16 protein-coding genes are annotated in these 20,448 nt (G+C 33.6%); 5 read left to right on the plus strand and 11 right to left on the minus strand.

The genetic code is table 11. From position 1 onward, the window contains the following. Window positions 1-48: 48 nt before the first annotated feature. From rnc to HM986_RS04390, 3 genes are read right to left on the minus strand one after another with little or no spacing between them, the layout of a single operon-like run. Entirely contained in the window at window positions 49-789 is a 741-nt protein-coding gene (gene rnc / locus HM986_RS04380; RefSeq protein ID WP_179333846.1) for a ribonuclease III, read from the minus strand. A 6-nt stretch (window positions 790-795) separates the two neighbouring features. Next, window positions 796-2,046, minus strand: coding sequence for a beta-ketoacyl-ACP synthase II (gene fabF, locus HM986_RS04385; RefSeq protein WP_115808306.1), 1,251 nt, complete (start codon window positions 2,044-2,046; stop codon window positions 796-798). A gap of 13 nt (window positions 2,047-2,059) precedes the next feature. Then, complete coding sequence (locus HM986_RS04390; protein WP_020897533.1) at window positions 2,060-2,293, minus strand: acyl carrier protein; 234 nt, start codon at window positions 2,291-2,293, stop codon at window positions 2,060-2,062. Window positions 2,294-2,476: 183 nt separating this feature from the next. Between HM986_RS04390 and purN the strand changes: the two genes are divergently transcribed. The 4 genes from purN to HM986_RS04410 all read left to right on the plus strand — a co-directional run bounded on the left by purN (window position 2,477) and on the right by HM986_RS04410 (window position 6,682). Continuing rightward, a complete protein-coding gene (purN, locus tag HM986_RS04395; RefSeq protein ID WP_179333847.1) occupies window positions 2,477-3,040 on the plus strand; it encodes a phosphoribosylglycinamide formyltransferase in 564 nt (187 codons plus the stop codon). A 26-nt stretch (window positions 3,041-3,066) separates the two neighbouring features. After that, on the plus strand, window positions 3,067-3,708 hold the full coding sequence (locus tag HM986_RS04400) for a ribonuclease H1 domain-containing protein (RefSeq protein ID WP_179333848.1): 642 nt from the start codon (window positions 3,067-3,069) through the stop codon (window positions 3,706-3,708). Window positions 3,709-3,788: 80 nt separating this feature from the next. Beyond that, window positions 3,789-4,715: a PfkB family carbohydrate kinase gene (locus HM986_RS04405; protein WP_179333849.1), complete on the plus strand. Its 927-nt coding sequence runs from the start codon at window positions 3,789-3,791 to the stop codon at window positions 4,713-4,715. 68 nt (window positions 4,716-4,783) lie between these two features. Further along, on the plus strand, window positions 4,784-6,682 hold the full coding sequence (locus HM986_RS04410; RefSeq protein ID WP_179333850.1) for an amidophosphoribosyltransferase: 1,899 nt from the start codon (window positions 4,784-4,786) through the stop codon (window positions 6,680-6,682). A 518-nt stretch (window positions 6,683-7,200) separates the two neighbouring features. Here the strand turns inward: HM986_RS04410 and HM986_RS04415 are convergent. The 5 genes from HM986_RS04415 to HM986_RS04435 form a co-directional block, all read right to left on the minus strand. After that, complete coding sequence (locus HM986_RS04415) at window positions 7,201-8,595, minus strand: RtcB family protein (protein ID WP_179333851.1); 1,395 nt, start codon at window positions 8,593-8,595, stop codon at window positions 7,201-7,203. Window positions 8,596-8,763: 168 nt separating this feature from the next. After that, window positions 8,764-9,864: a slipin family protein gene (locus HM986_RS04420; protein WP_179333852.1), complete on the minus strand. Its 1,101-nt coding sequence runs from the start codon at window positions 9,862-9,864 to the stop codon at window positions 8,764-8,766. 1,108 nt (window positions 9,865-10,972) lie between these two features. Then, window positions 10,973-11,512 (minus strand): tetratricopeptide repeat protein, encoded by a 540-nt coding sequence (locus HM986_RS04425; protein ID WP_179333853.1) that lies wholly within the window; start codon window positions 11,510-11,512, stop codon window positions 10,973-10,975. A gap of 4 nt (window positions 11,513-11,516) precedes the next feature. After that, window positions 11,517-12,227, minus strand: a complete 711-nt coding sequence (gene prfH, locus HM986_RS04430) for a peptide chain release factor H (protein ID WP_179333854.1) — start codon at window positions 12,225-12,227, stop codon at window positions 11,517-11,519. 773 nt (window positions 12,228-13,000) lie between these two features. Further along, window positions 13,001-13,606, minus strand: a complete 606-nt coding sequence (locus tag HM986_RS04435) for a hypothetical protein (RefSeq protein WP_179333855.1) — start codon at window positions 13,604-13,606, stop codon at window positions 13,001-13,003. 136 nt (window positions 13,607-13,742) lie between these two features. Between HM986_RS04435 and HM986_RS04440 the strand changes: the two genes are divergently transcribed. After that, on the plus strand, window positions 13,743-15,476 hold the full coding sequence (locus HM986_RS04440) for a phytanoyl-CoA dioxygenase family protein (RefSeq protein WP_179333856.1): 1,734 nt from the start codon (window positions 13,743-13,745) through the stop codon (window positions 15,474-15,476). Here HM986_RS04440 and HM986_RS04445 read toward each other — a convergent pair. The 3 genes from HM986_RS04445 to HM986_RS04455 form a co-directional block, all read right to left on the minus strand. Then, window positions 15,459-16,373, minus strand: coding sequence for an ABC transporter ATP-binding protein (locus HM986_RS04445; RefSeq protein WP_179333857.1), 915 nt, complete (start codon window positions 16,371-16,373; stop codon window positions 15,459-15,461). The two genes, HM986_RS04440 and HM986_RS04445, sit on opposite strands and share 18 nt — an antisense overlap. 91 nt (window positions 16,374-16,464) lie before the next feature. Further along, complete coding sequence (locus HM986_RS04450; RefSeq protein WP_179333858.1) at window positions 16,465-18,936, minus strand: FG-GAP-like repeat-containing protein; 2,472 nt, start codon at window positions 18,934-18,936, stop codon at window positions 16,465-16,467. 10 nt (window positions 18,937-18,946) lie between these two features. Continuing rightward, entirely contained in the window at window positions 18,947-20,308 is a 1,362-nt protein-coding gene (locus HM986_RS04455) for an Ig-like domain-containing protein (protein WP_179333859.1), read from the minus strand. Between the last annotated feature and the right edge of the window lie 140 nt (window positions 20,309-20,448).

A 20,448-nucleotide genomic window follows, 5' to 3' on the forward strand; every position in this document is an offset into this window, starting at 1 on the left:
CGAAAACGTTATAGTTTTGCTGATTTAAATCTACTAAGAGAATAAATATTATTGAACCTTCGTTATTTGATTTTGTAAAGCAAAAAATGCGCGTTTAGAAGCTTTTTCTTCTGCTTTTTTCTTCGACGTTGCCCGTGCCTTTGACACCACTTTATTATTAATAATAAGTTTTACAGAAAAATGCTTTAGCTCATCTTTACCTGTATCTTCATATACATCGTAATTAAACGTATTTTTCTCTTTTTGGCACCACTCTATCAGTAAGCTTTTATAGCTAATAACTTTACCTTCTAAAGATTCGATATCCACATGCGGATTAATAACTCTTTTGTAAATAAATTTTTCACAGAAGCTATAGCCTTTATCCAAATATATAGCTCCAACCAAGGCTTCAAAAAGATTACCATGAATATTGTTTCCGAAATTAGATGTTGGAATTCTGCTCTCTACAAGATTGATAAGTCCTAACTCTTCGCCTAGCTTATTAAGATGTTCTCTACTGACAACCTTAGAGCGCATTTTTGTGAGATAGCCTTCGTCACCATGTGGCACTTTTTCAAATAGATATGCAGCAATTACAGATCCTAAAATGGCATCACCAACAAATTCTAAGCGCTCGTAATTAATGGTATTACCTTTATCGTCTTTCAAATTCATAGAACGATGGGTAAAAGCCGTGATGTAAAGCGACTTAGTCTTGGGTTTAAACCCAAGGATATCCTTAATTTTTAAAAAAAAATTCCCGTCTTCTTGAGAACGGGAATTTAATATGTTACGAATGAAACTCATTCAGGATTAATCTAGTTTTTTAAATAATACACAAGCGTTGTGTCCGCCAAATCCAAAGGTATTACTCATCGCGACTTTAATATCTCGTTTCTGAGCTTTATTGAGCGTTAAGTTTAATTCTGGATCGATGTTTTCGTCAACCGTTTCGTGGTTGATTGTTGGAGGTACAATACCATGTTGCATAGCTAATATAGAGGCTATAGACTCAATAGCACCAGCAGCACCCAACAAGTGACCTGTCATCGATTTTGTTGAATTAATATTAATGTTCTTAGCATGGCTGCCAAATACTTCAGATATAGCTTTTAACTCGGCAACATCACCTAAAGGTGTTGAAGTTCCGTGCGTATTAATATGATCTACATCTTCAGGATTTAAACCAGCATTTTCTAAACAATTTTTCATTACCGCAACAACACCAATTCCGTCAGGATGTGGAGCTGTCATATGATAAGCATCTGAAGACAAACCTCCACCTACAACTTCTGCATAGATTTTAGCTCCTCTTGCTTTAGCATGCTCATACTCTTCTAAGATAATCGCACCAGCACCTTCACCTAATACAAAACCGTCTCGGTTAGCATCAAATGGTCTAGAAGCTGTTTGTGGATCATCATTTCGCGTACTCATGGCATGCATAGCATTAAACCCGCCCATACCAGCGATAGTAACTGCAGCTTCACTTCCTCCTGTAATAATCACGTCACAAGTCCCTAAACGAATAGTGTTTAAGGCATCGATCATTGAATTTGCAGAAGACGCACATGCAGAGACTGTAGTATAGTTAGGCCCCATAAAACCATATTTTATAGATATGTTTCCTGGTGCTATATCAGCAATCATTTTTGGAATGAAGAATGGGTTAAATCTAGGTGTTCCGTCACCAGCAGCAAAGTTTAACACTTCGTCTTGAAATGTTTCTAAACCACCAATACCAGCTCCCCAAATGACTCCGACTCTTAATTTGTTTACAGCGTCTAAATCTAGTTTTGAGTCTGCAATTGCTTCATCCGAAGCGACCATTGCATACTGTGAAAACTTGTCCATTCGCTTTGCTAACTTTCTATCAATAAAGTCAGTAACCTCAAAGTTTTTTATTTCACAAGCGAACTTTGTCTTGAACTTTTCAGGGTCAAAATGTGTCACAGGAGCAGCACCACTCTTTCCACTTATAAGAGCTTCCCAATATTCGTCTTTGGTATTTCCTATTGGCGTAAGTGCACCTAAACCCGTTACTACGACTCGCTTTAATTCCATAAAATTTGAGTTATTATTTTGCTCCTTCTATATAAGAAACCGCTTGACCAACTGTAGCAATGTTCTCAGCTTGATCGTCTGGTATTTGAATATCGAATTCTTTTTCGAATTCCATTATTAATTCTACAGTATCTAATGAATCCGCTCCTAAATCGTTTGTGAAGCTTGCTTCAGTTACAACTTCGTTTTCATCAACACCTAATTTATCTACGATAATCGCTTTTACTCGTGATGCAATGTCTGACATAATTTTTTAATTTTAAGTTTTAATTAGACGGCAAAAATAAAAAACTTTATTTGAATATTCATCTTTACCGATAAAATGTGTTTTTAATTTAGTAAAAATAAACAGAAGTATTTTAAGTTATACCCTAATTGTTAATTATTATTCTTTTTTTTGTTTGAATAATTTGAAGAAATATACCTGTAAATGAAACGTGTTGTAATTTTTGCGTCCGGAAGTGGCTCTAATGCTGAAAATTTAATTAAGTTTTTTCACAACAGCGATAATGCGTCTGTTATCCAAGTACTAACTAACAATCCTCATGCCAAAGTCCTGGATCGCTGTAAAAAACTAAATGTAAGCGCATTATCCTTTAACCGAATTGCTTTTTCTAAGTCTAAAGATGTCTTAAACATCCTAGAAACATCTCAACCAGATCTTATTATATTAGCTGGTTTTCTTTGGAAGTTCCCAGAGTTTATACTTAGAGCATTTCCTAATAAAGTGATAAATGTACACCCTGCACTTTTACCAAAATATGGCGGAAAAGGCATGTATGGCATAAATGTTCATAACGCTATAGTAGAAAATAAAGAGACAGAAACAGGTATTACAATACATTATGTAAATGAAAATTATGATGAAGGAGCCATTATTTTTCAGGCAAAATGCACTGTTTTGTCTACCGATTCAGCAGAAGACGTCGCGAAAAAGATTCATTTGCTAGAAATGGAGCACTTTCCTGAGGTGGTTAATGAGTTATTAAAATAAGATTTCCGTTTTCATGGAAACTAAAGATGAGCAAAAAGAAAAAAAAATATTACACTGTTTGGCAAGGTCATAAAAAAGGAGTCTTTAATACCTGGAATGCTTGTAAAGCCCAAATTAAAGATTACCAGGGAGCACAATACAAATCATTTGCAACACGTAACGAAGCCGAAAAAGCATTAGAAGGAAACTACTTTGATTACATAGGAAAGAACAAAACGTTTTCTAGTGGTCTTTCTGAAGCAGAACTTAAAAAAATAGGCCTACCTAATTACAATTCCATATCAGTAGATGCAGCTTCAAGTGGAAATCCTGGCATTATGGAATATAGAGGAGTGGATACAAAAACAAAAAAGCAGCTTTTCATTCAAGGGCCTTTTGAGCAAGGCACTAATAATATTGGTGAATTCCTTGCCTTAGTTCATGGTTTAGCATTTTTAAAACAGCACAATAGCGCTCGTATAATGTACACTGATTCTAGAACCGCTATGAGTTGGGTGCGTAAAAAAACGTGCAATTCAAAACTGAAACGTAGTGCTAAAAATAAGCCTGTCTACGATTTAGTAGATCGTGCAGTACAGTGGCTAAAAACCAACGAGTACTCGACCACTATTGTAAAATGGGAAACGAAGGCTTGGGGAGAGATTCCCGCAGACTTTGGCAGAAAATAAATCTATTTTACAATGCTTTAATTGGTGTTTCACAAGAAATATATTTCACGTACTTTTGCACTTTAATTCAAACTACTTTTATGAGTAAATTAGTAATTGTTGGCACTGTAGCCTTTGACGCCATTGAAACACCTTTTGGTAAGACCGATAAAATCCTTGGTGGTGCAGCAACATATATAGGTTTATCTGCTTCAAATTTCAATGTAGATTCTGCAGCAGTCTCTGTTGTAGGTGGTGATTTCCCTCAAGAATATTTAGATTTATTAAAAAATAAAAATGTAAATATTGAAGGCGTAGAAATTGTAAAAGAAGGAAAAACTTTCTTTTGGAGTGGAAAATACCATAACGATATGAATTCTCGTGATACTTTAGCTACTGAGCTAAATGTTTTAGAGCATTTTAATCCTATCGTTCCAGAAAATTATAAAGACTCAGAAGTTGTGATGTTGGGTAATTTACACCCATTGGTGCAGCAAGGTGTATTGGACCAAATGACTAAAAAACCAAAATTAGCCATTCTAGACACCATGAATTTTTGGATGGATATAGCTTTAGATGATTTACTTTCTGTAATTAAAAACGTAGATGTCATTACCATTAATGATGAAGAGGCACGACAATTAACTGGGGAGTATTCTTTAGTCGTGGCAGCAAGAAAGATCCATGAAATGGGTCCTAAATATGTAGTTATTAAAAAAGGAGAACACGGAGCGCTATTGTTTCATAATGATAATGTATTCTATGCTCCTGCTTTACCTCTAGAAGAAGTATTTGATCCAACAGGTGCTGGCGATACATTTGCTGGTGGTTTTGCTGGATATTTAGCTAAAACAGGCGATTTCTCTTTTGAGAACATGAAAACAGCCGTCATCTACGGTTCAACGCTTGCCTCCTTCTGTGTCGAAAAGTTTGGCACCGAGCGCATGCAAAATTTAACAGATAAAGAAATTTACAAACGTCTAGACCAATTTAAGAGTCTGACTCAATTTGATATAGAATTAACATAAACTAACGCGCTCAGAAATTGAGCGCGTTTTTTATTTAATATAAAAATAAATAGCGGAAAAAATAAATCATGAGTGATGCGTTAAAACATGAGTGTGGAATTGCACTTATAAGACTTTTAAAACCATTAGAATACTATAAAGAAAAGTATGGAAGTGCTTTTTATGGTGTTAACAAAATGTATTTAATGATGGAAAAACAGCACAACCGTGGACAAGACGGAGCTGGATTTGCAAGTATTAAATTAGACGTAAAACCTGGAGAACGTTACATCAGTCGTGTGCGTTCTATTGCTCAGCAACCGATACAGGATATTTTTGCCCAAATTAACGAACGTATTAATGACGAGTTAACTAAGCATCCCGAATATCAAGATGATGTTGATTTGCAAAAGAGTAACATTCCATATATCGGAGAAGTCCTATTAGGTCACGTACGTTACGGTACCTATGGGAAAAATAGCGTAGAAAGTGTTCATCCTTTTTTAAGACAAAACAACTGGATGCACAGAAACCTTATTGTTGCGGGTAACTTTAACATGACTAATGTTAACGAGCTTTTCGACAACTTAATTGACATAGGTCAGCACCCAAAAGAAAAAGCCGATACCATTACCGTAATGGAAAAAATCGGTCATTTTTTAGATGATGCTGTTTCAAAAATTTATAGAGATCTTAAAAAAGAAGGCTATAATAAAAATGAATGTTCTCCATTAATTGCAGAACGTTTAAAAGTGAGTAAAATATTAAAGCGCGCGGCTAAAAACTGGGACGGTGGCTATGCTATGGCAGGCTTACTAGGTCATGGTGACTCTTTTGTACTTAGAGATCCATCCGGAATTAGACCCGCTTACTATTATAAAGATGACGAAATTGTTGTTGTAGCATCAGAACGTCCTGTAATTCAAACCGTGTTTAATGTTCCTTTTGAAGCCGTAAAAGAATTAGATCCCGGACATGCTATTATCACAAAAAAATCTGGTGAAACAAAAATCAAAAAAATATTAGAGCCTTTAGAACGTAAAGCCTGTTCTTTTGAACGTGTTTATTTTTCTCGTGGTAGTGATGCTGAAATTTATCAAGAACGGAAAATGCTTGGTCGTTTGTTAATGCCCAAAGTGCTCGAAGCGATTAATAATGACACCAAAAACAGTGTGTTCTCCTATATACCAAATACGGCAGAAACGTCATTTTTTGGTATGATTGAAACGGTTGAAGAACATCTTAATACAAAGAAAACAGAATCAATACTTAATGGAGGTGGAAAACTATCAGCAGAAAAGGTTACTGATATCTTATCTGAACGCCCAAGAATTGAAAAAATAGCTATTAAGGATGTAAAATTAAGAACCTTTATTACAGAAGATAGCAGTAGAGATGATTTAGTAGCACACGTTTATGATGTTACTTATGGTGTTATAAAGCCAACAGACAATTTAGTTATCATTGATGATAGTATTGTAAGAGGAACAACGCTTAAAAAGAGTATCATAAAAATGATGGACCGATTAAACCCGAAGAAAATCGTTGTGGTTTCATCAGCTCCTCAAATACGCTACATTGATTGTTATGGTATAGACATGGCTAATCTTGAAACTCTAATTGCTTTTAAAGCGGCTTTAGCATTATTAAAAGACACTAACCAATATCATATTGTAGAAGAGGTCTATAAGAAATGTATAGCACAAGTCCATATGAAGGATAAGAATATCGTAAATTATGTAAAAGAAATCTATGATAATTTTACAGATGAACAGATTTCTAATAAAATTTCAGAATTATTAGGTGGAGAAGACATAAAAGCTGATGTTGAAATTATATTTCAACCCGTTGAAAATCTCCACAAAGCATGTCCTAAAAACTTAGGGGATTGGTATTTCACAGGAGATTATCCAACTCCAGGAGGAAATAGAGTTGTCAATAGAGCTTTTATTAATTTTTTCGAAGGAAATAAAGAACGCGCTTATTAAAATCAAACACAAAAAGCTTTTCACCCGATTAAACGTGTATTTAATCGGGTAAATATGTACTTAATCCGAATACTAGTTTGTTTTAGCAAATTAAATATACATTGGCATCACCATAACATAAGTAGGTTAAGTTCATGGTAGATTTGGGGCAAAAAAAGGTGAACTTCGTTCACCTTTTTTTATGTCCTCTATTGAGCATCATTTAAAGTTCTATAACTCAACTAAAAACGCGCTTATACAGTAATTATCTTATAAACATTACTCTTTCCACGCTTAGACTAATTTATATGTCGTTTATCCAAAAAATACTTTATTTACAACATTGTCCACTTATATTTGACTCACCATAACATAAGTAGGTTAAGTTTATGGTAGATTTGGGGCAAAAAGGATGAACAACTGTTCATCCTTTTTCATTTTTAAAAACGTCATAACCAACAACTTTCCAAACACAGCACAACTATAAACAAAAAAAGCAGACTGACCTAAATCAATCCGCTTTTCCCTCTTTCTAGGACTTACTTCCTACCACGTTTATCTTGGCGCCTTTTATTTTTCCAAGGTGCATTTTTCTGCCAATCGCCAGCCATAATACAACCATAAGGTATCACTTCATCAATGACTTTACCTAAATTAAATTCGTCCATTTGTTGTCTAACCGCTTTGGCGTTTTTATAAGCAGAAGGCAACTCGGTGATATCAATTTCTTTAAAGAAGAATCTAATATCTAAACCACGTGTTTCTTCTTTAAAGATTTGCATTGTGGTTCCTGTTTTACTTTTTCTATGTTGTGTTCTACTCACGTTTCTACCTGCTCCATGTGGTGCAAAACCCAAATTGGTTTTTGTGGTATTGCCTTCAACGATAAGCACAGGTTCAGACATATTTAACGGAATCAATCTTGGCCCTGTAATGTCTGGCATAAACTTAGCATTTAATGGTGTTGCGCCTTTAGCATGGTAAAATAAATCACCATCTTTAAAGACAAAGTTATGTTCGTTCCAGTAACGGTTTTCAATCTCTAGTTCTAAAGTTTCTACCACAGAATTATGCAACACTTCGTGATTGGTTTTTGTCCAATCTCTTATAATTTGCAAAGCGTCCCAATAGGCCTGGCCTTCTTCAGTTTTAAACGGAATCCATGCATTTTGTCTTTTAGTATCTGGTGATAATTCCTTTCTAAAACGTTCTGCAATTTTCATTCCTTTGGTGTACAATCTTGCCCCAGGGCCTCTTGAACCATGATGTGTTACCATCATTGTGTTTCCTGTTTTCTTAGAAGTGCCAACAAATAAGAAATGGTTACCATCGCCTTGTGTTCCTAAATGTGACCTTGCGATTTGAATCATGTTACCATCATTTAGAAAATAGTTAGATTCAAAAGCATCTAATAATGCTTTAGGAAATCTGAATTGCGAATCTCTATCGCGTCCACCAGGACCAAAATGGGTGTTGGCATGGGCAACATCTAAGATGTCTTTAGGGTCTGCTTTACCAAAATCGGTTAACATTACTGAACAGCAAATATCTGCACTATGCATACCTGGATGAATGGCGTTTTTTGCTACCGCTACGCCTCCAACTGGGATTGTTCCATCTGGACCAGCAGGACAAGCATCTGGCATAATGGATCCACCAACTAATGTTGGTGTTTTCATTAAGGTTTGCATGGAATTAATCACCTTATCGACGTTGTCTTTTTCTTCTTCGTTTTCTGCTTTAATGTTTATTGAAAACTCAACTGCTGTTTTATGTAGGGCTATTGGATCTGGTGATTTAAATTGCTCTAAATAGGTTTCCATTGCTTCGTCATCAAGGTTGTTTTCGTTGATGTGCGTAATGGCTTCTTTCATCCATTTGCCTTGCCTGTAACCTAATGCTTTTAATGTATGGCCTGTTACTTTTGTTTTCATGTTTTCTAATTTCTTAATTACACTACAAATATTATAGTGTGTTACGCGATAGTTTTGCGTAGTAAAATTCACTTATCCTGCAAAGTCTTTTTTTGACCTTGTAGGTATGATTTTTGACCTGTTATTAATACCTACAAGGTTTTTGAAACCTTGTAGGTATTAAATAATTTACTTATTCACAGAGAAAATATCCTTTAATTGTTCAATAACGTTACCGTTACCAGCTACTGTGATTTCTCCAATTTTGTCGGCAATTTTCTCAACATATTCCATCTCCTTTAATTTAAACAACATACTGTTGTCTTCCATTAATTTCGCGGTATTTAACAAGCTTCGTGTAGAGGCTGTTTCTTCTCGTCTTGTCACCACATTAGCTTGCGCTTTTTTGTGAGCAATCAAAACTTGATTCATAATCTCTTTCATATCACCTGGTAAAATAACATCTCGCATACCTGCGTGCAATACGTTTACACCTAATTTCTCAGCTTGCGTTTTTACATCATGTAAAACTGCGGTGGCAATCGTTTCCTTTTGCTCTAACAATTCGTCTAAAGTATAAGCACCAACAAAAGCTCGTAATGCCAATTGCAACGTGATGTACAATTGCTTTTCGTAATCTTTGCTATGCATTAACGCCGTTTCTACGTTAGTCACTTTGTATTGTGCATAGAAATTAATACGAACGGTTGCTTTGTCTTTGGTCAATAATTCTTGACCAGCAACTTCTAATTGCAATTGACGCAAATCTGCTTTTAAGATTTTAATGCTTTGCTCATTTTTCCAGAAATGGTAGGTACCATGTTCTAGGATTTTAACAAACACGTCATCTACAATCATAATTGCTTTTTCGTATGCGGATACCTCAAACGTTCTAATGTATTGACGCAATTGCATGTTGCTATACAACGCTTTACTGATGTCTTCTGTAATCTCTATTTTACTTAAATCTACAGTGACAAATTTGTAGTCAATTAAGCTGTTCCAAAATGCATAACGACAAGCAGTTAAGATGCGTTTAAAGTTATTGTTTTCGTAAACCAAAACAATTTCATTATCCTTTACATCAATTATAGTTAACTTTGCTGCTAAGACTTCATCTTTAAGCAAGATTTCTAATGCTTTAGGTGCACTGAAAGCTTGTGATAAGTCGAATCTTAAGACTTGCTCACTAAATTTTATCCAATGTTTTCCTGCAGTAATAACACGCGTGTAATTACCATTTTTGAACACTAAACCTACTGTACCTGCATGAATTCTTTCTCTATACATGATTTCTATTTTTTTTTGTTCTGAAGTTTCTAATTTTTATTTCAGAACGGTTAAACATTTATAATAGAATTCTCTTTTTTGAGAATGACTATTCAAAAGATCCCGCTTTTCAGCGGGATTAGTTCAACTGCCATATTTGAATGCGTCTTTAAGACTTTTCAAATATGAGTTTCACTAACAGAGTGAAAGAAAACCATCTTTCTTACTACGGAAATACAATTGATTTAAAGCGTTTTTAAGCTTTGTTCTTTAGACGATTTATCAATTTTGAAACAACTTTTTTGGTGCTCGTTAATTAAAAAATGAATCTTTAAAAGAAAACCTACAGCATCTTTTAATACATCAGTTTTCAAGGTGTTTTCTCGACTGCATAAACAACGAATTGCTTTTGCGAGTTTTAGTTCACTTTGTTTTTGCCATTTAAAGTGTGACGCACTTGGAGACTTATTTTTAAAAGTTAGTCTTCTTTCCTAAAGATGGATTATGAGTCCATTTCAAATACAACATCTAAAGTGTTGCGCGTCTACCAGTTTCGCCACAAGACCATTTGGTCTTGGTAGGATTCGAACCTACACATTGATCTACTGCTTAACCGAACTTAGCTACTTCCCGTTAGAGAAGACAGGATTCGAACCTGTGTACATAGATGGTGGTTATTATTTGGCTAATAACCGAAGCCTTCAAGTCAAGTTGAATATAAAAACCTCATACTAAACAGTAAGGATTTATACAATAGTGCTATACCGAAACACTTAACAAGACTTGCTTGATGTGGAAGCAGTAGGATTACTCACTGCTTTAATATTTTATTTTGGTGTTCGTGAATGCTACGCATTTCGAACCTACATGTTCATTATGAAACAAGATTTTAACTCAACAATTTTTATTTTTATAAATAAGATTCGTTGAATGCGTAAAAACGCATTTCAGTCTGGCGAGCCATCCAATTGCTCAATGCTTCCTAATAGTTTAAAGAACTTATATTAAGCTCTGCTAGATTCCTTTTTCTAGCAGAGCGCTACTTTTAAAAGTCTGATTCCGAAAAGACTTCTAATTAATTACACTGCAAATATTCTGAGCTATTGCGCAATCTTTTTGCGTAGTTAAATTATTTTTTGTTTTTCTTCTTTTTTTTCTTCTTGCTCTTAGTTTTTTTAGTCTTTTCAGGTTTCATTTTATCATTAACTCTTTTAATTTCAGAATCGATGAAGCTTATAAAACTGTTATTGTAAACGTGATTTTTTGCGAGCTTTAAAGTCTTTAATGCCTTCTTGTATTTTTGAAGAATTTCAAAAAGTTGCCCTTGAAACAAGTAAACTTCCCCTTTGTTTAAGCCTTTAACGGTTAGAGAAAAGTCAATAAGTTTTTGAGCTTCGTCGTAGTCTTCATTCCACATTAAAACCAGAATGTATTTTGAATACACTTTGTGAAAATCTAGTTTGTTAGCCAAAGCCTCTGCGTAATAGTGTTTGGCTTTTTCATAATCACCAAACTGCTCAGCTTGTAAGCGTCCCATTAAATACAAAGCATAAGCGTTGTCTGCTTCGTAGGATAAGGCGTAGTTTAGATTTTCTACAGTTTCTTCTAGTTCGTATGGATAAGCATCTATGGCTTTAAGCACGTAGTTGTTTAACAAATTCGTATCCATTGTTTTAATTATTTAATTGATTACGCAATTCATTTTTTAATGCGCAACGTTGTTTTTTAAATTTTTTTACAATTGTATTTTTCTTAAAATCTGTGCCTTTAAAAACCTGTACAGGATTACCTCTTTCTAATGTTAAGTGGTTTTTCCATTGGTTTTTTACGCCAGATTTTAATGATTCTAATTGTACTACTGTTACTTTTTCCTGTAAGCGTGCTTTTGCTATTTTTCTGTTTTGATGTTGCGAGCGACTATCCATAACCAACACCTGTGTTTTTGTAGGTAGATGCGTTGCTCTAATAGCAGAACTTACTTTGTTTACATGTTGTCCTCCAGGTCCAGAACTCTTAGTGGCTTGATAGGTGATATCTTTTTCAAGAATTTCAAATTGTTCACTTTTTCGTATTTCATATAAACCAACAAACCAGTTTTTCCGCTTGTGTTGTGGTCTAAAAGTTGAAGTGCCAATCCACTGAATTGTACCTATCCACTGACTTAAAAACCGACTTAGGTTGTTTCCTTTGAGCTGAACGGTTACAGATTGCAACGTCATGTTTTCAATACCTTTTTCTCTATGTAGGATTTTATATTCAATATCCTTGTTGTTAACAGATTCTAAGAAATGTTTTAGAATTTGAGCCACAACCCAACTGCATTCTGCTGGTCCCCTACCAGAGGTTATTTGTATTATTTTAGTATTTATTAATGGTTTTCCCATGATATATGTTTTCTAATAAAATCCTTGAGCTCCTATTGTAATGGCGCTTTTAGATAATTTAATTTGTGACGATATGAGATATTGATGCCATATTTCGAGCGCACTAAGCGCAGGAAATATCAATACTACAAGTGTCTTGATTTTGTAATAATTGTTTTGAATAATGTGTTTAGCAGACTTGCTAAGAATGGAAAACAAAAAATCCGAAACAGTTTTTAATTGGCTTCGGATTTCTCATTTATAAATTTGAAAAGTTTATCTAACGATAATCACGAAGCATCACAAAAGGCAGTATTCCTTTTGGATCGTTTTGATATGTTATAAATAAACTCATAGTTTCTAATTTTTAATTCAACGTTTGTTTTTGGTTGAATTGCGATGCAAATATAAACGGTAATATTTTAAACTTCCAAATTTAATTTTAAATTAATTTACTGTTAATCAAATGTTTAGCTTTGTTTTTAGAGTATAGAATACCTGTCCGCAAATGGCAGATTATCTAACAAATTGAAGTGCAGTTATTTGCGCTTTAGGCATACATGAGTATCAACTTCAAAAAAATTAATAAAAAAAGCATCCTTTTTTATGAGGATGCTTTTTTAACTTGAATATTTCTAGTTTTACCTATTTCTCTACACTACAGAAATAGCTTTTCAGCATCCGATTTTGTAAAAAATGTATTGTCATAGGTTCCTTTTTTCTTTGTTTATTGTGCAAATATGCAAGAATTAATGGATAAGTTACAAACTTGGGATAACATTTATTCACTAAACTCATTTTCTAAAAAACGAAAACAGTCTGTTTTTCAAGGATATATTTTTAGTTTTAGCGACAATAGGACTACTGTAATATATGACTTTTTCAGAGTCTATTTCCATTATTCGAACTTGTTTCTTTTCTTCAATATTTTTACACTTATTTAAAATATTCAGCACACTTTTTGCATATTCTATTGTTTTAGTATTTAACTTATCTATTGAACCTTTTGAGTAATTCATATAGTCATATCCATCTAATGAGTAATGTAAATTATAAAATTCCCAGTATACATTAGACTCAGAATCAAAATTGTAATCTTGAACAATGTTAAGGACATATTTCTCTATACTTTTCGGGTCATCAGTACTTACTATCTTTTTACAATTTTCTTCAATTTTCATGACTAGAAAATCGTCTTCATCAAAAATGTTGTAAGCCATATTTCTCAACATTTTCATTGAATTATCTAGTCTATAATTAATATTAACGACTTCAAATATTAAAGAATCCTCTTTTAATTTTTCTTCTAATAATTTTGAATTATATAACCAATTTTCAAATTCTTCTATTGTAATATTGTTAACCAATACATCAAATATTTTTAGTTTTAAAACTTCCATTTTTTATTATTTGAAGCAAATTTCAGGTAGAATTACGCAATCTTTTTGCGTAGTTACTATTTTCTTTTAAATTTAATGTTTTAGACCTGCTAGATTTTTAAAACCTGCAAGGTCTTATTCCGACAAAAGAAGTCTTATGGCAGTAAACAAAAACGCATTAATTAGATATAAAACCATTGATAAATGTCTTCAAAATCAGTTTAGACAATGGACACTTAACGATTTAATTGACGCGGTTTCTGATGCACTTTACGACTATGAAGGTAAAGATGTAGATGTCAGTAAGCGAACTGTGCAATTAGATTTGCAAATGATGCGTAGCGATAAGTTGGGATATAATGCACCAATTGTAGTTTATGATCGCAAGTTTTATAAGTATGAGGATGCAGATTATAGTATTACCAATAGTCCAATTTCCAATCATGATTTGAATAAATTATCTGAAGCAGTTTCTTTTTTAAAACAGTTTCAAGGCTTTTCTCATTTTAATGAATTAGGCAGTATGGTTCAGAAATTGGAAGATCATGTTTATACCCAAAAAACGCACGAGAGGTCCTTAATAGATTTCGAAAAGAACGATAATTTAAAAGGCTTAGAATTTTTAGATCAGTTGTATCAATTTATATTAAAAAAGGAAGCGATTGAAATCACGTATCAATCTTTTAAAGCACGAAAAGAAAGTACTTTTATATTTCATTCTTATCTACTAAAAGAATTTAGAAACCGATGGTTTTTAATTGGAAAACGCAGAAAAAATGAAGGTATCATGAATTTAGCTTTAGACCGAATTATCTCCGTCAAAAAAAGCAATATTCCTTATATCTTTGATACAAATTTTGACATTGACACGTATTACAAAAATGCTATCGGAGTTTCTGTAAGCCCTACATTACAACCCGAAAAAGTAGTCCTTTACATCACCCACAAACAAGCTCCTTATGTGCTAACGAAACCTTTTCATCATTCGCAAAAAGAGGTCGATAGAGATCATTATGGTGTCACCATTTCTTTAGATGTTCAATTAAATTTTGAATTAGAAAAAGAGATTTTAGGTTTGGGTGAAGGCATAAAAGTGATTGCACCAGAACGCTTAAAACGAAATATAACAGAACGCTTATATGATGCCGTTGATACATACGAAACTGAGATTAATGACAAAAGCCTAAGAACGATTGCAAAACGCTTAGAACATAAAGGTTTTGGAATACTCAATCATGTCTACACCAAACGTGACATTAGAAAATTAAAATCGCGATTTGATACTTATTTTAAGGAACATAATGAGCAGACTTTTGGTATGCGCGAAGTGCTAAAAAAGATGCCCGAATTAAAAGATATTCTATTCAATCAGAATTTTAGAAAAGTGGTAAAATCCATTGATAAACACGCCTTTTTAACCAAAGCCATATATTTTGACAAATCACCAAAAGACAATTGGTATGTGACATGGCATCAAGACGTACCGATTAATGTTTTAGAGAAAATTGATACAAAAGGCTTTTCATCTTGGACAAATAAAAAAGGGGTTATAAGTGCACGTCCGCCAGAGGAAATTTCTAAAAACACATTTTCAATGCGAATTCATCTCGATGATACCACTATTAAAAATGGAGCACTTAAAGTGATTCCAGGTTCTCATAATAAACAGTTGAGTACTGAAGAAATTAAATTAATTAGCACGAATTCTATTCCTTTTGTGAGCGAAGTATCATCTGGAGGTGTACAATTATTAAAGCCATTATTGTTACATGCATCTTCAGAAACAACGGCTCAAAAAAGACGGCGTGTTTTACATTTAGAGTTTTCGTCTATAGAGTTACCTAAAGGATTGAATTATGCCGAAAGAGAAAATTTATTTAGTAATAGTTAGGAAAATTTCTTCATCCGTTTTAAGGTTTTTTGAGTGCTCAATAAAAATAGATTCTGATTTATACATTGCTTCAATCAACCATGAATTACCATTAAAATAGGACCTTTTCACAATGGCTTTTAAATTGGATTGTGCTACAATCTTAACCTGATTAGCATAAACAAGTCCATATGGTTCTATGACATTGAATTCCCCAAAAAACGATGCAATTAATGGGCGTTGAGGATTTTTATACAAGTTTTGAGGAGTGTCTTTAGCTATGATTTCTGCTTCATTAAGCACAATCATTTGGTCTGCAAAACCAAGCACATCATTTCTGTCGTGAGTAGCAACGATACAAGCTATATTTTTTGATTTTAAGTAATTAAAAACATTACGTCGTAAACCTTGTTTTTGAAAATTATCAATATGACTAAACGGCTCGTCCAATAATAAGATTTCGGGTTCTTTTGCTAATGCTCTTGCAATGGCAACACGTTGTTTTTGACCTCCACTTAAGAGTTTCACTTTGGTCTTAGCAAAGGCTTCAAGCTCTACGACTTTTATTAATTCCTCTGTACGTTTCTGCTTTTCTTCAGGGTAAAAGCGAGATAAGTGTTTTCCTATATTTTCTTCAACTGAAGTTACTGGCATTAAATCGAATTCTTGTGTCACGTATTTTATAAAATCGTAACCCACAACCAAATTATATTTTGGCCCTAAGATTTCTTCATCTTTCCAAATAATCTGTCCTTGTTTTAAATCGTGCTCGCCATATATAAGTTTTAACAGCGTACTTTTACCCGACCCACTTTCTCCAATGACAGCAAGGTTTTCTCCTGCTTTAACTTTAAAATCAACAGCTTTTAAAACCTTAATTTTAGAATACCCGAAAGTGACGTTTTTTACTTGAAGCATATTACAAAAATACTACATCGCTAAAGAATTGTCATAAAAAAACCGTCCCGATTAACATCGCGACGGTTTGGAATTATTTAGAGACTCTAAATTATCTCTTTATAAACTTTCGTTTTATAATTTTTCCTTCAGATTCTAATCTTAAAAAGTAAACTCCAGTTGTTAAATTTGATACATCAATGGCATTTGATGTCAGTTTTAAGTTAAGCATGCGCTTCCCGTTAATATCAAAAACTGTGGCGATTTTATTAATAACATCCGTAGAAGTTTTGATTGTAAGTTGTGCTTCAACCGGGTTAGGGTAAATAGTAACATCTACTAAAGTTTCATCTATAACACTTAATGCAGAACCTTCAATAATGGTATGTGCTGTATTTATAGTTGGGTTTGAAATAAAATCTACCGTGCCAGATGGCCAGTAAATGGTGATACTATTAATACTCTCTGAATTGCCAATTCCGAAATGAGTGTTTAATGAGCTCATAAACTCAAACCCCTCTCCACTTCTTACATCTCTTATTTGCGTTCCATTAGTGGTTTCTATCTCCACTCTTGCTCCGATACCGTTAATATTACTTCTTGTTCCTACAGTATTTATCTTTATCCAATTATTAGCATTTGTATTATTTAAGTAAATATTTCCATTACGAAAAACATCTATAAAGCCATCATTGTTTGCATCTCCAATTGCACCACTAGGCGGTATATTAGCTGAGTAATTAGTAAATGTGAAATCACCATTATTAAACAATATATCTCCATTGCTCAAAATATCTACATAACCATCATTATCGAAATCAACTGGGACATTTTCTACACCCAATGCCGCATCTAAAACGCCAGAACCAGCAGTGATATCGGTAAAGGTTCCATCTCCATTATTGCGCATCAATTTAGAATCGCCATCAGAAGTACTACTTGCACCAACATAAACATCCATATCTCCATCGTTATCAAAATCTGCCCAAGCAGAAGACCATGTTTGCACTAAGTCACCTAAATTAGAAGAATTATTGTGACCTGCACTTGGATAATTATTATCGTACCAATCATTGCTATCTGCAACGTTTACAAAAACACCATTACCGTCATTTCTCCATAGTTCATTGATGCTAATTGAAGAACCACCTCTACATTTAGCAATAAATAAATCCATATCTCTATCATTATCGAAATCTATCCAAACAGTACCATAATTACCCCCACCTGGCACTAAACCGACTCCATTTGGCAATTCGGCACTTTGACCTTGATAGAATGCCAAATTTCCAGAACCATCATTAATATAATAGACATTAGGATCTACATCATGACAAACAAAGGCATCTAAATGACCATCGTTATTAATATCTACAAAATTAGAACGTTGAGAAAACACATATTCTGATCCTGATATTTCCGTATAATCTGTACCTGTACTGTTGGCTTTCATAAAGGTGACACCTGATCCACCTCCATATACAAGGTCATTATATCCATTACGATCAAAATCACCTGCAGCCAAACTCCAGTTTGGAGAATTGCTAACTCCTGGTGTTGCGATGTTCGTCGTATTAAAACCTCCTGACTCCAATTGATAATGTATATTTAAATTATTAGTGCTTACAGAAACAACATCATCTAAAAAATCTCCATTTAAATCTACTAGTGCAATATCGTATACACCACTAGTACTTATTGGGTTAGTTGTGAATGATACTGGATAACCAACAATATCAGTACCAGTTGTAAAATTAAAAGTTTCCCAATTGCTGTAACCATCAGCAACACAGTTTGCTCTTATATAAATACTGTAAGCTGTTCCTGGAGAAAGACTTGTAAAGATATAGTTATTAACTAGTGAGGTAACACCCGATATTGGCACACCATCTGCAGCCAACTGAATTGCTACTTCCCATGACGACTCTGATCCACCTAATCCCCAATTAACCATTGCACTAACCGTATTAATATTACTTATTGAAACTGCTGTAACATTTGGACAAGGCAATATTGCTGAAGAATTAATCCTAGGAGAGTCAACACAAAAACCCCATCCGAAAGTATCATTATCATCATATACTATGCGGTATTTAAACCCTATTAATTGCGTGTCTGAAAACGCAGAGATGTTTAATATTTCGCTAGTGTAGTTTGTAGAACTAGCATTACAAAAATTATCAGTAGCTGGTGAGTTAGAAACCAGTTCACTTCCCCAATTAACCCACTGATTAGTGCTACTGTCCCAATATTGTAAAAATAATGATTGATCATCTTGGTATATATTATAAACATACGCAAATGTCACTTTTATTTCAATTTCATTGGCATTATAGGCATCAGTAAGATTAATAATAGGAGACTCAGCTGCAACAGTGTTATCCGAAGAACCTCCTGCCTGATCATCATTAAATGAGAATGATACACCAGAAGTTGTTGGGTCTTCATCTAAATAAGCTGTATCATAAATTCCTGTTAGCACCCACTGACTGTTAGGCCAATTCGCTAGTTGATTTAATTGTTGTCCATAGCTGTTAGCGCAAAACAACGTTAAAAGCAATGTAATGAGTAATGTTCTCTTCATATCAATTTTATTAATTACAGTTTATGTTTAATGTATTTATCCACTCTTCTATTAATTGAACACCTTCTTTATGCACAATTGTACGGGACAACAGCGGCATTCTATTTGAAACTTCAGTAGAATTAATTCTAAAATATAATACAGAATTCCTAGCGTTTCCTGGCTCTACAATGTGCCCGAGACCAAGTCCAAGCTCTGTATCTGCCTCTACACACACACCCATATTTGTTAATTCTACTGTAGACAAATAATCTAATCGCATTGGCCTATATGAGCAATGTGTACTTTCAGAATGACAATGTGCACAATTTATTTCTAAATAAGCTCTTGCCCTTTGATTCAGTGACTCATTAGAATCATTATAGTCTGGGAGTTTTGCTATTGTTGAAGGAAGTGTATTTTCTAAGTATCCTAAACTCACCCATTTTTCTAATTGATTAGATGCTCCATCATTGTAAATATAAGGTAAATTTAAATTTCTAACCTTAGGACCAATAGGTTGTGCTATTTCGTTCACTTTATGACACGTATGACACTCAGCTCCTGATGGAATTCTATATTCTACAGATTTAGTTATACCCTCTTGCAGCCATTGTAAATCTACATAACTTCCATTCAAATCTAAAACCGCCTCAGATTGCTCATTATTCCATACGTAATTTGCAAAAACCCAGCCGTCTAATTTTTTAATTATTAGTCGTGTTTCTATAATTTTAGTTGTGTTTTCTGGCAACACATTATCATAATAAAAGTTCTTTATTAAAATGGTTCCAACAGGAAAATCTAAAAGTTCGTTTTCATTTACAAACGATGCTTTATTATTATTTGGCATCCATACAAAACGTTTCTTCTTCGCATAATCGCTAAATAGTGTAGAATTTAAAGTATAAGGAATAACGCCAGTAGTAGGCTCTAAATTTTGTAAATCACCTTCAAAAAACTGATACGCTGACAGGGTTTGAAATGGCATATTGCTAATATCATAAAGTACACTAGAGCTTGTTGTGATGGTAATTGATATTGTTTCTGTTTTACAATCACCCGAGACACTACAAATAGTATATTCAAAATTATCTAAACCCACTTCATTTGGGTTTGCAGTATATTTGAGATGATCGTCACTTAGATTATTAGGTGTATTATTAGAATCTATAATTACAACATTACCTTTGATAGGTTGGCTTAATGATAATTCTCCCGTTGAAGGAATATTAGAATCGTTTAGAAATATAAAAATCTCAATCTCCGAATCTTGTACTATCGTTAAAGTATCTGGATTAGTTTCCATAACCAAAGGAATTAAGCCATCATCATTGCCACATGAAAATAGAAAGAAAATAGAAAGAAAAATTAAAAGGTACTGTTTTCTCATTTGTAATAACTATACACTAGTAATAAGACAGTTTAAGATTTAGAAGTCCTAAAAAAAATACCTCTTATTTAATATTTTTAAGTTCTTTTTGCACCAAAAACTGCAATACCACACTTGAAGTTAACTCAATATACTGGGTT

It is taken from the genome of Winogradskyella costae (genome assembly GCF_013403865.1).
In the GTDB taxonomy this organism is placed as follows: domain Bacteria; phylum Bacteroidota; class Bacteroidia; order Flavobacteriales; family Flavobacteriaceae; genus Winogradskyella; species Winogradskyella costae.

Excerpts from the sequence above, each read along its gene's own strand:
- HM986_RS04455 (WP_179333859.1), bottom strand. The coding sequence starts at position 20,308 with ATGAGAAAACAGTACCTTTTAATTTTTCTTTCTATTTTCTTTCTATTT.
- fabF (WP_115808306.1), bottom strand. The coding sequence starts at position 2,046 with ATGGAATTAAAGCGAGTCGTAGTAACGGGTTTAGGTGCACTTACGCCA.
- HM986_RS04440 (WP_179333856.1), top strand. The coding sequence starts at position 13,743 with ATGGCAGTAAACAAAAACGCATTAATTAGATATAAAACCATTGATAAA.
- HM986_RS04450 (WP_179333858.1), bottom strand. The coding sequence starts at position 18,936 with ATGAAGAGAACATTACTCATTACATTGCTTTTAACGTTGTTTTGCGCT.
- HM986_RS04405 (WP_179333849.1), top strand. The coding sequence starts at position 3,789 with ATGAGTAAATTAGTAATTGTTGGCACTGTAGCCTTTGACGCCATTGAA.
- HM986_RS04400 (WP_179333848.1), top strand. The coding sequence starts at position 3,067 with ATGAGCAAAAAGAAAAAAAAATATTACACTGTTTGGCAAGGTCATAAA.
- prfH (WP_179333854.1), bottom strand. The coding sequence starts at position 12,227 with ATGGGAAAACCATTAATAAATACTAAAATAATACAAATAACCTCTGGT.
- HM986_RS04445 (WP_179333857.1), bottom strand. The coding sequence starts at position 16,373 with ATGCTTCAAGTAAAAAACGTCACTTTCGGGTATTCTAAAATTAAGGTT.
- HM986_RS04420 (WP_179333852.1), bottom strand. The coding sequence starts at position 9,864 with ATGTATAGAGAAAGAATTCATGCAGGTACAGTAGGTTTAGTGTTCAAA.
- HM986_RS04415 (WP_179333851.1), bottom strand. The coding sequence starts at position 8,595 with ATGAAAACAAAAGTAACAGGCCATACATTAAAAGCATTAGGTTACAGG.
- HM986_RS04390 (WP_020897533.1), bottom strand. The coding sequence starts at position 2,293 with ATGTCAGACATTGCATCACGAGTAAAAGCGATTATCGTAGATAAATTA.
- rnc (WP_179333846.1), bottom strand. The coding sequence starts at position 789 with ATGAGTTTCATTCGTAACATATTAAATTCCCGTTCTCAAGAAGACGGG.
- HM986_RS04425 (WP_179333853.1), bottom strand. The coding sequence starts at position 11,512 with ATGGATACGAATTTGTTAAACAACTACGTGCTTAAAGCCATAGATGCT.
- HM986_RS04410 (WP_179333850.1), top strand. The coding sequence starts at position 4,784 with ATGAGTGATGCGTTAAAACATGAGTGTGGAATTGCACTTATAAGACTT.
- purN (WP_179333847.1), top strand. The coding sequence starts at position 2,477 with ATGAAACGTGTTGTAATTTTTGCGTCCGGAAGTGGCTCTAATGCTGAA.
- HM986_RS04435 (WP_179333855.1), bottom strand. The coding sequence starts at position 13,606 with ATGGAAGTTTTAAAACTAAAAATATTTGATGTATTGGTTAACAATATT.